The organism is Rubripirellula obstinata (assembly GCF_001642955.1).
GTDB classification, from domain to species: domain Bacteria; phylum Planctomycetota; class Planctomycetia; order Pirellulales; family Pirellulaceae; genus Rubripirellula; species Rubripirellula obstinata.
The window spans coordinates 22,378-35,687 of record NZ_LWSK01000005.1 but is presented as its reverse complement, the minus strand read 5'-3'; the positions used below and the strand labels follow the sequence as shown (position 1 = coordinate 35,687).

The following is a 13,310-nucleotide window of genomic DNA, read 5'->3' as shown; positions in this document are numbered from 1 at the left end:
CTACGCCCCCCAGACTTCCGCCCATTCGTCTACTTCCAGTTTTGAATTTGGCCGAAGAAAGCAATCGTTGGAATTCTTGATATGATGGAGTCGTCGAATTTTTCTAGTGGAGATTGATTATGCCCTCACGTTTTCCGGGAATGGACCCGTTCATCGAATCCCAAATGTGGGAAGATTTTCACACTGACTTTATTGCTGCTATCCGGCAAATGCTTGTCCCAAGCGTGCGTCCGAAGTACTTCGTTGAGGTCGAGCGACGAATTTACCTAGAAGCTCACGACCCTGAGACGCCGTTTAGAAACTTCATCGCTGACGCGGTGGTCTCAAAATCCGAAAATGCTTTGAAGCCGAGCGAATCTGCCGGCGCGGGCGTTGCAGTCTTGGACGAAGTGGCGGTAGAGCCCAAGACATGCGTCATTCCCTACCCGGACGAACGTCGTGAGTCATTCATTACGATTCGTGGTGGATCGCAACGTGATATCGTCACGGTCATCGAACTTCTTTCGCCGACCAACAAACGTGCCGGCACCGATGGTCGTAAAAAGTACGTGGCCAAGATGGAAGAGATTCTGAAGACGAAAGTTCACTATGTCGAAATTGATCTACTGCGTGACGGTCAGCGGACCGAAGTGATAGAACGACCGCCGGGTGACTACTTTGCAATCGTCAGTCGCAGTAGCCAACGACCACGCGTCGATGTCTACGGCTGGCCTCTTTTCCACACCTTGCCAACGATCAAAATCCCACTTTCCGGCGACGATCCCGATGTCGATTTTAATCTGCAAGAAGTGTTTAATCTGGTTTACGACCGCGCAGGTTACGACTATTCCATCGACTACAAACAACCACTAGTACCAGCGATGGATGAAGAGTTGTCCAAGCGAATTTCGAAGCTGTTGGCTTGAACAATGGGAGAAGATGATGTTGGGATCTCGTTGAAGAACCAAGTCCGCGAGGATCTTTAGCAGAATCCACTACAATTACCTTTTACCAGATCGCTTAAAGCTTTAATTGATGATCGCTTGTTGTCACTCGGTAAAACGAAATGCCTAGTGCGATCATCACGCCGATCGCAATTGCGGCGGCGATGACAAACATGATCATGATTTGGTACTTCACGGCCTGAATTGGTGGTGCGCCCGCTAACAACTGTCCCGTCATCATTCCAGGAATGCTGACGATGCCGGCGACGGACATTGTGTTCAGGATTGGCACCATCGCGGTTCTTGCCGACGCTGCAAAGATTTCTCGAGTTGCTTCCCAGCGAGTCGCGCCCAGTGACAAACGCATCTCGACTTCACCACGTCGGTTCTTCAACTCTGAAACAAACCGGTCCATCGCCAACGAAATGCCGGTCAACGAATTGCCCAGCACCATCCCCAACAACGGAATCACAATCTGCGGAGCGTACCAGGGTGTTGGCCGAACGATTGCCGTGATCATCACCGCAGTGACGAGCCAACTGCTGGCCCAAACAGAAATGATCGCCGTCAGGTGAATCGATGGATAACGGTTTTCAACGCGACTGATTGACGACAAACCAGCGATGATCGTCATCGCGGCCGCCAACAACATCACCGGCGGAAAACTGGCCAGTGCAAAGATCTGCTTCAGCACTAATCCCAACAACGAAAGCTGCGCAACCATTCGCACAGCACTCAACACAATTTGTCTGCCCAACCCAAGCCGCAGCCACCACGACACAACCACGTTGACGACCAGCAACAGGGCAGCAACCGACACCTCCCAAGGGCTCAGCATCAAATCATCCATCGATCAACCTTCCCGCTTGCATTCGAATGACCTGATCTGAAACTCGATCAATTTGATCCGCGTCATGGCTGGTCCAGATCCATGCACGCGATCCGTCAGCATCCTTCCAATCCAGCAGAACTCGTTCGACAAGTTCAGTCGCTGCAGGATCGAGCGACGCGGTGGGTTCGTCCAGCAACAGCACCTGCGGCTCGGCCAATAGCGTTCGCGTCAGAGACACCGATTGCTGCTCGCCGCCACTCAACCGACTCGCATCCTGGTCCAGCAAAGCTGCCGATCGACCAAGCGATTCCAACAAGCCAACCGCAGCGTCGCGATTAAACGTTTGCGAGTAGCCCCTCAGCTCGAACGGCAAACGAAGGTTTTCTTCCACGCTGCCAGCCACCATCGACGGACGCTGGCCAACATAAGCAACCTTGCGACGGTAAGCCGGAACAGCTTCGCTGTGAATCATTGCTCCGAAACCTTCAACGCTGCCCGCGTCGATCGGATCCAGCATCGCAACCGCTCGCAGCAGACTTGATTTCCCACTGCCGCTCTTTCCCGTCAGCCCCCAGCCCTGTCCCGATCGGATCACAATCGAGACATCGTCAAGCAGCGTGGTTTCGCCGACTCGGCGAGTCAAGTTCGAGGCCCGAACCAGCACGTCCACTGCGATCGCGTTTTGGTTCAAGGGATCAATCGCCTTTGGGCTTTTGCCGATACTTTTGCTGATACTTTTTAAACAACATCGTATGCCGACTCGTCAAATCGACTTCGCGGCCTTGCAGAAACGCCAGCTCCACGTTGGTCTCGGTTTCCAGAATGTCTCCGTCACAAACGATCAGGCTCGCGTCCTTCCCGATCGAGATCGATCCAACTCGGTCATCAATGCCAAGGATTTCCGCAGCCGACAATGTCACCGCACGAATCGCGTCTTCGCGTGGCAATCCGTACGCCACGGCGCACGCGGCATGATAAGGCAAATTTCGCGTGTTGGAAGAACCGCCGGGATAACCGGGCCCCTCGCCAGCGATCGAAAACTGCACTCCCGCTTCCTTCAACCGATTCGGAAGCGTGTAAGCGGCGTCGTACGCATCGTGGCGATACATCGGCAATCGGTAGGTCGCCGAAACGATCACGGGGATTTTGTACTCGCGCAAAAGATCCGCGCACTCGGCCGCGTCGTAACCACCGTAGATCACCAAACGCAAATCGTTTTTCACTGAGTAAGCCACCGCTGATTCAATCGCGGCGCGGCGATTCGCTGCGACAAACATCGGTTGCTGACCACGAATGACCGGCAGCATCGCTTCCAGCCGCACATCACTCGTCACCTGTTTTGGCGAAGCCGCTTTGGCATCACCGTAACGACGGACACGATCGAAAAGTTCATCTAGTTCCGCCAGTTTCTCGTTGCGTTTGCTGGCTTGTTTTTTCGCATCCTTGTCGCTTGGCATCATCCAGTTCCAATTGACGGACATGCCAGCGGGCGCTTTCAGATTCATCTCCTTTGCGGTCCAACCATCCAATTGCATCACCGACGTTTGTCCTCGGATCCACGGGCCACCGGGCGACACGTGTGCGAGCAACACTCCACCGGCTCGCGCAACCGGAATCAGTTCACTGTCTGGATTCACGGCGACCCATGACCGGACGTTCGGATTCAGATCACCGGTCTCCGTTCGGTCAACAGTCACCTCGACGGCCGCCACTTCACGAAGCCCCAAATCCGTCATCGATTCAATCAGCCCTGGATAGACATGTTTGCCGGTTCCTTCGATCACTCTGGTGTCCTCTGGCACGGCGATATCCTGACCCAATGCCACAATTCGTCCGTTATCAAACAGAATCGAACCATTCGCGATGACCGCATCGTCAACGGGATAAATGGTTGCGTTCTGGATTAAAATCGGGCCCGATTGAGAGCTGCCAGGGATTTGATCGTGAGCAATTGTCTTGCCAGAAATCACCAGCAATAAAACAAGGAAACAAATTAAGCGATTCATTGTTGCACCTCCATTCCTTGCCCACCGGCGTTACAGAATTCGTCATACCGAAGCCAACGTTTTTCCTCCGGCACTTTATCTTTTCTTTTGGCTTTCTCGTCATCTGAAATAGTCGTTTTCTTCACGTCTGCAGCCAGTTGAATCAAGCGTGCTCGCCACTTCTGGTCACGCTTTCGCAGTTCCCTATCTGAATCGATCGAGAAATACATTTTCCCGTCGATCCAAGTTTGCTCGCACCGCGATGTCGTGGACAGCGGGCGACCACTCCAGACGACCAAATCCGCGTCCTTGCCGACTTCGATCGAACCGACTCGATCGTCGATACGAAGCTGTTTGGCTGGATTGAGTGTTACGAACTTCAACGCTTCCAGTTCATCAACGCCACCGTACTTAACCGCCTTGGCAGCTTCGGTGTTGAGGTGCCTGGCCAGTTCCGGATCATCGCTATTGAACGAAACCACCACACCGGCGTCATGCATCAGCACACCGTTGTAAGGAATTGCGTCAAACACTTCGTACTTGTACGCCCACCAATCCGCGAACGACGAAGCCATCGCACCATGCTTGGCCATACGATCGGCAACTTTATAGCCTTCCAAAATGTGTTGCAGCGTTCCAATTTGAATGTGGAATTCATCCAAGACATCCAGCGTCGCGGTGATCTCGTCCTGTCGATAACTATGGCAATGAATCCAACGCTCGCCATTTTGGATTTCGACGATCGCGTCGAGTTGTAGATCACGCCGTGGTGGCAAACCGCTGCGATCGCCGCCTTCCCAAGCTCGGCGATCGGCTTCGTATTGCCTCGCCGCAAGAAACTGGTCTCGCAACAACTGTTCAACACCCATTCGCGTATCCGGGTATTTGCCTCGCATGCGTTTGACATTCTCGCCGAGCGCAAACTTGATGCCCGGCGGTGCATCGGCAAACTTCATCGCATCCATCGACTCGCCCCAACGGAATTTAACCACCTGGTTTTGCCCGCCGATCGGATTTGCGGAACCGTGCAGGATGTTGACGGTCGTCACCCCGCCGGCCAATTGTCGGTAGATTGAAATATCTGAATTGTCGATGAAGTCGCCGATGCGAACTTCAGCCGTCACCGATTGGCCCGATTCATTGATCCCGCCATCAGTCGCGGCATGCGAGTGACAATCGATCAACCCCGCCGTGATGTGCTTGCCACGGCAATCGATGATCTCGCATGAATCACCGGTTTCTAAATCCACACCAACGGCAACGATCTTCCCTCGCTTGACCAAGACATCGCAGTTCGCAATTTTCCCATCCGGGCCAGATGTCCAAACCGTGGCACCTCGAAAGAGAACCGATTCACGCTGCTCGGCTTTCTTCGCCAGCCCATAAGCCCCCAGCGGAAAAACCAAATCAATCTCTTCATCACTGCTTAACGCGAGCGAACTTTTTTCGTCTTCATCTTCGTCTTGGTCCTTCTTTGGAATCTCAGCTTCAGACTCAGCACTCTCTTCTTCAACAATTCGCTCAAGCGTTATTTTTTCGTTCGATCCATCGGGACAGGTTACAGAAGCGAAGATCGCAGGTTCCACGGCACCCTCGTCATCGGAACCCACCGTCAAAATCGTCAACTGATAGCTGCCAGTTGGGAGTTCGTTATCGAGTTCATCCATCCGAATCGACGCGGTCATCCGCTCACGCTGCCGAATCAAATCTTTCAACGCGACCGTGACTTCCTTCGTTTCCTCTTTCGGCTCGTCGCTTTCCTTGACGTCTTCTTCAGTTGGCTCAGCCTCTTCAGTTGACTCAGGCTCTTCTTCGCCCATCAGAGCAATCTTCCCGGACAGCGACTTCTTCTTTTTCTCAATGACCAACTTCATCGTCTTTGTCATGCCCTGAATTGGCACTTCTAATTTCCAGCTACCGACGAGTCGATCTTGTTCTTGATCATTGTTCTTTTCAATAACGAAACGCTCGCCCGCGACCCATGTCTCCTGAACTTTTGTTTTATCATCGAACAGATCGCCATCGGTGATCACCAAACTGGCCAGCATGCCGGCCTCGACGCGTCCAGCAAACCGTTCAATACCAAGCACCTTTGCCGGCGTCTCGGTCAACGCAGCCAAGGCAGCTTCAGCACTCAACCCCCGATCGACCGCCTTTCGCACGTTCGACAACAGCTTGCCCGGATCATCCAACGTGTCTGATGTCAAGCAAAACGAGACATTCGCTTTTTCTAGCCGCCCAGGATTTTCGGGTGCGAAATGCCAGTGCATCCAATCCACTAGCGAAGTTTCGCGAATCGACTGGGCAGTCTTTGTGTCGGGAGCCTTGGGGAAATCAACCGGCAACAAAACGACTTTCCCCGTGGCAGCAATCTGATCCAGCTCGCGATACTCGCGACCACTGCCTCGCAAAACCATCGACAGCGAAAACTCCTCTGCGATGTCGATCGATCTCTGAGCCATTCGTTCGTTTGCTGCATCAAACACAAACGTGCCCGATTCCATTATCTGGCCGATTTGAGCAAGCGACAGATTCAGTTCCGGTCGCGGCAAAGCAGGATATAGTTTTCGAGCACGCTGGGCATCGCGGTACCAAGCTGCATCAGAAAACGTCTGCCTCAACAGCGCGGTCGCTCCCATCGGCGAATTGGGATAGTCGTCACGTCGCTTGCCACGCGGAACCGTGATTGTGACATGCTGAAAAACGTTCTCTTTCAGTAGTCGTTGCGAGTGCTTTGGATCGACCATCAGCACGGCACAACTGGCTCCCTTGACGATCCCGCCGCTGGGTGCCAACAACTGAACCGTGAAACCTTGGCTGCGAAGTTTGTCCAGGTCCGAATCTGGTTGACTGGCGACGTCAGCCGCTCGGATATTGGGAGTGATGTTCTTATTCCAATAACCTGAACCCGACGCGTCGCCCAAGCGATCGGACTGACTGGGTTTGATGCTGACTTCACGCATCGCATCAATCAAACCTGCGTAAATGCGTTTGCCGCTGACATCAATGCGCTGCGTACCAGCGAGTGCTTCGATATCTTCGCCAACGCTCACAATCGTGTTACCACGAATCAGAACATCCTTTTCCTCCGGTGCAGAACCTGGGTCTGTAACGACGGTTCCGCCGTGCAAGAGCACCGGCGATGCGTCGCTCGTTCTGATTCCAACGATCGGTGACGTCGTCGTGGACTGCTGGCCTTGCACGGTTCCCGGAAAAGTTCCCGAAAGAAAAGTTCCCAGCAAGAGGCCCCAGAAGCAGTAAGTCAAGCAAGTTCGTAAGCAGAAGCTCTTTGCGTCTATCATTTTGGTTTCGGTTGGCAATTCATGGATGTCAGGTCAAGCGACAGAATAATCACTCTGAGCGAACAAAAAGATCCCCCTGCCAGATAAGCCCGCACCTACCAGAAAAACCTGGACCTAATTGGGGCGTGGCTTCAGCCCCTTGGGCGTCGCAGTGGCGGTTGCCGGATTCTCGGGCCAATGATGTTTGGGGTAACGGCCACGCAGTTCCTTGCGAACATGTGTATAGGTTTCTGCCCAAAAGTTCTCGAGATCATCGGTAATTTGCTGCGGCCGATAATTCGGGCCAAGCAAATGCAGCGTGATTGGAACCCGTCCACCGGCGACACGCGGTGTCACCTGCAAACCGAACAGCTCTTGGATACGAACCTCCATTCGCGGCTTGCCGTCCTCGTAAATCACAGCAGTCGAATTTCCGCTGGGTAAGGAAAACCGTGCGGGTGCGTGCTGGTCGATCAGTTGGCTTTGCTGATAGCTGAACCGTCCTCGCAAATGATCCAACCACGGTGCTTGATTCAATTGAGCGAGCTTGGTGCGACTTTGGCAAAGAGTTAAAAGCACCTCATCAATCACGCTCGCGTCGATGATCGGCAATTCCAATTCAGGCATCGTCTGATTGATAAAGGCAACTCGATCAATCCATCGAGTCAGATCCTTGGACACGCCCGCCAAAATGCGATCAATTTCGGGCCGAGCAGCGGTCGCTAGAATCGTGGCAACATCATCGCTCGGGATACATTTGATCGGCGATTCAGAAAGCAGCAGATCAGCGAACCTGCGCCGCCGTCGTGCCACCACGGCTTGCAGCCCATCGTCAAAGATCGGCTCGTCCGTCGTCGCGACAGACTCCGCCGGCAACCAAGTTTCGTCAATCGCAACCGCCATTCGCACCTTGGCTTCGATGCCGGCCGAGTCAACATCCAAGCACAGCAACAAATCCTGATCGCCGCTGGCAATCGTTCTGTCAAACTTTACGCCGCGTCCGCCCACCATCACGCCTGTACTTGGATCATGGTCGCGACGTTTGGCGAGTCGATCTGGATACGCCGCTAGAAGTGCTTTCTGCAATCCATCAACATCATCGCGCGTCGAGGTTGCCGAAGTCGCCAAATCATCAGGCAATTGTTTTCGTATTTGCTTGGCGACTCGCAAAACGTTCTTAGCCGCAAAACCATGCTCCAACCTGGTTCGTCCAACTTCAAAATCTTTCAACGTTTCGATTCGTTCCCCGAAGGAAAGCGTTGACCCGCGGAAGGGATCTCGCTCGGTCAGCATCGCGGCTGCAATCGACGCGTCGCGCGCATCACCGATCCGGCAGGCGGCGATCATGAAACGTGCCAACCTTGGCGGCAACGGCAACGCCAACATCTGCTGTCCAAGATCCGTCAGCTTCCCCTCGACATCGATCGCGTCTAACCCAAAGAGAAGTTTTTGTGCATTGACGATGGCATGTTGTGGCGGCGGGGTCAGCCAAGGGAAATCGGTTGGGTCGCGTTCTCCCCAGGCGTTCAGCATCAGCATCGGACCAGAAAAATCGCATCGTTCAATCTCCGCCGTGTCGCGATCGGGACGACTTTGGTGCGTTGGTTTTGGCCACAGCCGATACGCGATCCCCGGCGCAGTTCGACCCGCGCGGCCGGCACGTTGATCCGCGGACGCTTTCGAGATCGGCTGCATTTGCAACTTGGGCAGCCCAAGGTTCTGGTCAAACAGCATCACGCGGGCTTGTCCGCTATCGACAACCGCGGTCACGCCGTCAATGGTAATCGACGTTTCTGCGACGTTGGTCGACAGGACGATCTTTCGGCGTGGCGAGGGCGACAGGACTGCATCTTGTTTGTCTGCTGGAAGATCGCCATACAGCAAATGAATTTCGGGCGAGTCAGAATCGGCAATCTCGCCAAACGAATCCAACAGCGCCGTTTGGCAGCGACGAATTTCGCCAACTCCGGGCAAGAACACCAACACATCCCCATCAGTTTGCGTCATCGCGTGCCGAGTCGCTTGCAGAACCTGCGTTTCAATTCGCTCACGCGAGATCGTATCGGCGTAGCTGATTTCCACTGGAAAACTTCGGCCTTCACTTTCAATGGCGACCGCACCGCCACCAGAATCACTTAGAAAATCCACGATCGGCACAGGGTCCAGCGTCGCTGACATGACGACCAACTTTAGCTCGGGCCGCAACGAACCGCGGATTCGCATCAGCATCCCGAGTGCCAAATCCAGATCGACGCTGCGTTCGTGGAATTCATCCAAGATCACGCAGCCCACATCTTCCAGCAGTGGATCAGTTTGCAATCGCCGCAGCAGGATTCCCGTTGTCATTGCGATCAGCGAAGTGTTCTTACTGGTGCGATTGTCGAATCGAACTTGATAGCCAACCGCATCGCCAAGCTTTGCCCCGACAAGATGCGCAAGCCTTGACGCGGCACTCCGCGCGGCCAAACGCCTGGGTTGGATCAGCAGCGTTTTGCCTGCGACCAAACCTGAACGAAGAATCGCTGGCGGCACTGCGGTCGTTTTGCCTGCACCGGGCGGGGCACGCAGCACCACCGCCTGATCGTCTGCCAAGGCAGCAACGATTTCTGGCAGAACTTCGGCGACCGGAAGTTCAGTCAATTCCATTGGCTTGGTATGGGCTATCGCGAGGGACTACGAAACGGTTACAGGCACTTCGATTTCGTATCCTTCGCGATACGGACGAGCCAACATGCGATTGGCTTGTTCGTCACCGACAATCGACTCGTTTTCGGCGTCCCATTTCAAGTCGCGTCCCAGCCGCCCGCTAATTCCGGCTAGGTGACACAGGTTCAAACCTTCCATGTGTGAATGCACATCCGAAATCGGCTCGACCTGTTCGCGAACGCAGTGCAGGAAGTTTGCCCAATGCGCTTTTCTTGCATCAAATTGAATCGGTAACCCTTTGTAGACCTTGCTGATCGCGTCTTCGGGCAACGGGTTGTCGACCAATTGTTCCACTGGCGCACCCACAAGTTTTTTTCGGTTCACAAAGATGCGGCCCTTATCACCTTCAATCAACACGCCGTTATCCGTGTCATTGCGGATGACCATTTCGGTGCCACCGGGATACTGTAATGTGAACAAAAACGAGTTCGCGGTGTTGTAGCGATCGTCTTGTTTTGGATTGCCCAGTTCGTCAAATTCAACGGGGTGATTAGCCTTGCCACTGATCGACATCGGCCCCTCGGTCTGGCCATTTAATTTGAGAGCCCAATTGCTGATATCAACGTGATGAGCACCCCAGTCGGTCAGCCTGCCGCCGCTGTATTGGTACCACCATCGAAATTCATAGTGCCCATTCGTTTTTGGGCGTCCTTTGCCGTTAATCGGCGGCTTAAATCGGTAAGGAGCCATCGGTGCGGGACCGAGCCAGCGATCCCAATCGAGTTCGCTGGGAACAGCGACAACAGGAATCGGCCCCGATGGGCCCGAACCACCGATGGCCGCCTGGATACGTTTAATCTTCCCGAGTCGTCCTTCGTTAACGATCGCCATCGCCTTGACAAACAAATTGTATTGACTGCGTTGCTGCGTTCCGACCTGGACAATTCGCCCGGTCTCTTTTTGGGCGGCCCGAATCTGTTTGCCTTCATCAATCGTCAATGTCAGCGGTTTTTCACAGTACACATCTTTGCCCGCATACATCGCTTCGATCAGCGGTTTGGTATGCCAATGATCAGGTGTGCCAATGTGAATGATCTTGATCGCATCGTCGTCAAGCATCGCTCGATAGTCAGTCTGAACATCCGCTTTGCCATCTGCGAACCTATGGTTAAATTGTTCAGCGTGTTTCGCATCAGCATCGCAGACCGCGACAACGTTCAACCACTCCTGTGCCGACCTGATATTTCCGGTCGCCATTCCACCAGCCCCGATCACTCCAATCGCCATCTTGTCCTTTTTGATTTCATCCGCCAACGTGCGCTGTGTCGAAAAGAAATACGGCGTGGACAAACCAGCACCCACCACCGCGGTTGTCTTCAAGAATTGCCTGCGTTGGGATAACGGTTGGGACTTCGATTGGGATTGGGACATTGATACCTCGGTGGGAAAGTGAGTCAGAAAGAGCATCACGGGGTCTAGCAGTTTAACTGATTCTGTTTCACATAACGCCGTCGTCACCGTTTTTGGTACGAATTTGCGGGCCCAATCGATCAACGCGTCTTGTAGGCTGTGTGTAAATCGCCGAAGAATCGGCAACCAATGGTGAACCGCAATAAGATGCGTCGAATTTGCATCCGATGTAGATTGATCACCAACAACATTTCTTTATCACCCAACTCTCCCAGAAAAACCAAACCTCCTAGAAAAACCATGAGTCGGCAAAACGAATCACAAGACGCAATCGCTCTCGCCCAATCAACTGCAGCCACACCATTGGTGCCGTCGCTCAATACAGATTTATTGCTGAGTTACCCGGATGACGCTAATCGTGATCTGCTTGCGTTCTTGCAACGCGACGAGAATCAAAACTTACTGCAGGGCAAAAGAATCGCAATCGTTTCGACTGATGGTGTCGAGGAGATCGAGTTAACGATCCCACTGCGGAAGCTTCGCGAAATGGGAGCGGTCGTCGAAGTCGTTGCCCCCGAATCATCCGACATCGGGTCGCTGGGGATTGTCATGCCTGCCCTGCGTCAATCGCACATTATGACGATTCGATTCATCGAACCCGCGGGCTGGCACCCGGTCGATGTTTGGATCAACGACGCCGATCCGTCCAACTACGACGCAGTGATCATTCCTGGCGGAGCATGGAATCCTGATCTGTTACGCGGAGACCCACGCGTGATCAAGTTTATCCAGACAATGCAGCAAGACGGAAAACTAGTCAGTGCGATCTGCCACGGCCCACAAGTGTTGATTTCTGCCGGAGTCGTTGCCGGCAAGAAAGCCACCAGTTGGCCGCTGATGTTGGTCGACTTAGAGAACGCCGGCGTAAAACTGGTCGATGCACCGGTAGTCATCGACGACAACCTGATCACCAGCCGAGGCCCATTGGACTTACCACATTTCGTCGATGCGATCGCAAATTTCCTCAGCGAAAACGCGTGAGGATTTGAAGCGTTGAATTTCCTCAGGAAGTTGAGCAGGTCTCGGCGTTTCACGGCTGAATCGCCACTTCTTCATAGGTCGCGCCAGCAGCCTTTCGAGCGTCTTGGCGATTCATTTCGATCGCTTCGGAAAGGGCCTCGCGGAGATTGTCCAACAATTCAGCTCGGGTCGCACCCTGCGAATTGACGCCGGGAACCTCCTCGATCCAACCGATCCACCATTCACCGTCTTGGCGAATCACGGCGTTGTAATTGGGAGTAAGCATTCGTAATCCTTGTTAAATGAAAAAGACCGTACAAACGGCTTTTGCGAGAAGGGCCCTACGATACTGGTGGCTGGTAGGTCTGTTCAATGAGAATCATGTCATCCAATCCGATAGAAGCCTGCATAGCTTCGCCACCAAGGGAATTCCTTAGATGCCAGCCTATTTCAAATGATTAAGCTTTAAAAATCACCGGGGCACCGAGGCGCTCGTGGATTTGGTTACAACGGGCTGGCGGTAGGCGCAAGCCGTGGGCGAGGTCGGCGAGATAGTTGGCTTCTTTTTGATCGTCTAAGTCAATGGCGATCAAGGAAATCTGGTACGCCTGTTCCTCCATGCCCTGCGGGATTGCCCAGGCCAGTTCGCGAACGTCCACTGGCTTGGCGAATTCTTGACGCAAAAACTGGATCTCTTCTTCGCTAACGTGATCCAATTGTTTGACGATCGCGTCTTGTTCTTCTTGAGTGATCTGGCCGTCGGACTTTGCCGCACTGACCATCGCTCGGATCAATACCTTCGCTTGCTCATCAAGCTGCTCTTTTTCCGGCGGAGTCCACTGCGGCCTCGGCGCTGGGTTAGACGGCGAGGGGTTAGACGGCGCAGGATCGCTAGGTGCAGGTTGCGAAGATCGCGTGCGGCGATTGTGTTGGTGATGATCGTTGCTGACGCCTAGCAGTTCTTCCAAAGAATGGGCAGCTTCGCCAATCGATTGCGGACGGCCCGAGGTCTTTGATCGACCAAGCTGCGGACCACTGGGTTGTCGTGTTGGGGGGGCTTGCCGTCGCTGACCACCCCCCATCATGTCTTTCAAAATTTTGCCGCCGATGCCGCCGGAACCAGACTTCTTTCCCAACAACGCCCCAAGTATGTCCATTGCATCCATCGTTATCACCCGTTTCAATCATGAGTCAAAAAAAAAGAACCCGGCCG

10 protein-coding genes are annotated in these 13,310 nt (G+C 53.7%); 2 read left to right on the top strand and 8 right to left on the bottom strand.

All coding sequences use genetic code 11. The annotated features are described in order from the left end of the window. The first annotated feature begins 119 nt into the window (after positions 1-119). Complete coding sequence (locus tag RC85_RS02750; protein ID WP_068258416.1) at positions 120-905, top strand: DUF4058 family protein; 786 nt, start codon at positions 120-122, stop codon at positions 903-905. 94 nt (positions 906-999) lie between these two features. On the opposite strand, the gene RC85_RS02745 is transcribed toward RC85_RS02750, so the two are convergent. The 6 genes from RC85_RS02745 to RC85_RS02720 all read right to left on the bottom strand — a co-directional run bounded on the left by RC85_RS02745 (position 1,000) and on the right by RC85_RS02720 (position 11,098). Next, positions 1,000-1,773 (bottom strand): ABC transporter permease, encoded by a 774-nt coding sequence (locus tag RC85_RS02745; protein WP_068258414.1) that lies wholly within the window; start codon positions 1,771-1,773, stop codon positions 1,000-1,002. Further along, positions 1,766-2,446 carry an ABC transporter ATP-binding protein gene (locus tag RC85_RS02740; protein ID WP_200836797.1) on the bottom strand — a complete coding sequence of 227 codons (681 nt, stop codon included), beginning with the start codon at positions 2,444-2,446 and terminating at the stop codon, positions 1,766-1,768. Before RC85_RS02740 ends, RC85_RS02745 begins: the two co-directional genes overlap by 8 nt. Before the next feature lie 4 nt (positions 2,447-2,450). Then, entirely contained in the window at positions 2,451-3,761 is a 1,311-nt protein-coding gene (locus RC85_RS02735) for an amidohydrolase family protein (protein ID WP_068258413.1), read from the bottom strand. Further along, a complete protein-coding gene (locus tag RC85_RS02730) occupies positions 3,758-7,042 on the bottom strand; it encodes an amidohydrolase family protein (protein ID WP_084422303.1) in 3,285 nt (1,094 codons plus the stop codon). The genes RC85_RS02735 and RC85_RS02730 overlap by 4 nt, the downstream gene beginning before the upstream one ends. Positions 7,043-7,156: 114 nt before the next feature. Further along, positions 7,157-9,667: an ATP-dependent helicase HrpB gene (gene hrpB, locus RC85_RS02725; protein ID WP_084422302.1), complete on the bottom strand. Its 2,511-nt coding sequence runs from the start codon at positions 9,665-9,667 to the stop codon at positions 7,157-7,159. Between the two features lie 27 nt (positions 9,668-9,694). After that, positions 9,695-11,098, bottom strand: a complete 1,404-nt coding sequence (locus RC85_RS02720) for a Gfo/Idh/MocA family oxidoreductase (RefSeq protein WP_068258540.1) — start codon at positions 11,096-11,098, stop codon at positions 9,695-9,697. Positions 11,099-11,377: 279 nt separating this feature from the next. On the opposite strand from RC85_RS02720, the gene RC85_RS02715 reads away from it, so the two are divergent. Further along, a complete protein-coding gene (locus RC85_RS02715) occupies positions 11,378-12,118 on the top strand; it encodes a type 1 glutamine amidotransferase domain-containing protein (protein WP_084422301.1) in 741 nt (246 codons plus the stop codon). Positions 12,119-12,167: 49 nt separating this feature from the next. Here RC85_RS02715 and RC85_RS02710 read toward each other — a convergent pair whose 3' ends face one another. Both RC85_RS02710 and RC85_RS02705 read right to left on the bottom strand, forming a co-directional pair. Continuing rightward, entirely contained in the window at positions 12,168-12,383 is a 216-nt protein-coding gene (locus tag RC85_RS02710; RefSeq protein ID WP_068258412.1) for a type II toxin-antitoxin system HicB family antitoxin, read from the bottom strand. A gap of 172 nt (positions 12,384-12,555) precedes the next feature. Further along, positions 12,556-13,254 carry a tellurite resistance TerB family protein gene (locus RC85_RS02705; RefSeq protein WP_160148198.1) on the bottom strand — a complete coding sequence of 233 codons (699 nt, stop codon included), beginning with the start codon at positions 13,252-13,254 and terminating at the stop codon, positions 12,556-12,558. Positions 13,255-13,310: the final 56 nt, after the last annotated feature.

Bases quoted from the DNA above. Each gene is read 5' to 3' on its own strand.
- RC85_RS02710 (WP_068258412.1), bottom strand. From the start codon at position 12,383: ATGCTTACTCCCAATTACAACGCCGTGATTCGCCAAGACGGTGAATGG.
- RC85_RS02715 (WP_084422301.1), top strand. From the start codon at position 11,378: ATGAGTCGGCAAAACGAATCACAAGACGCAATCGCTCTCGCCCAATCA.
- RC85_RS02705 (WP_160148198.1), bottom strand. From the start codon at position 13,254: ATGGACATACTTGGGGCGTTGTTGGGAAAGAAGTCTGGTTCCGGCGGC.
- RC85_RS02720 (WP_068258540.1), bottom strand. From the start codon at position 11,098: ATGTCCCAATCCCAATCGAAGTCCCAACCGTTATCCCAACGCAGGCAA.
- RC85_RS02735 (WP_068258413.1), bottom strand. From the start codon at position 3,761: ATGAATCGCTTAATTTGTTTCCTTGTTTTATTGCTGGTGATTTCTGGC.
- hrpB (WP_084422302.1), bottom strand. From the start codon at position 9,667: ATGGAATTGACTGAACTTCCGGTCGCCGAAGTTCTGCCAGAAATCGTT.
- RC85_RS02745 (WP_068258414.1), bottom strand. From the start codon at position 1,773: ATGGATGATTTGATGCTGAGCCCTTGGGAGGTGTCGGTTGCTGCCCTG.
- RC85_RS02730 (WP_084422303.1), bottom strand. From the start codon at position 7,042: ATGATAGACGCAAAGAGCTTCTGCTTACGAACTTGCTTGACTTACTGC.
- RC85_RS02750 (WP_068258416.1), top strand. From the start codon at position 120: ATGCCCTCACGTTTTCCGGGAATGGACCCGTTCATCGAATCCCAAATG.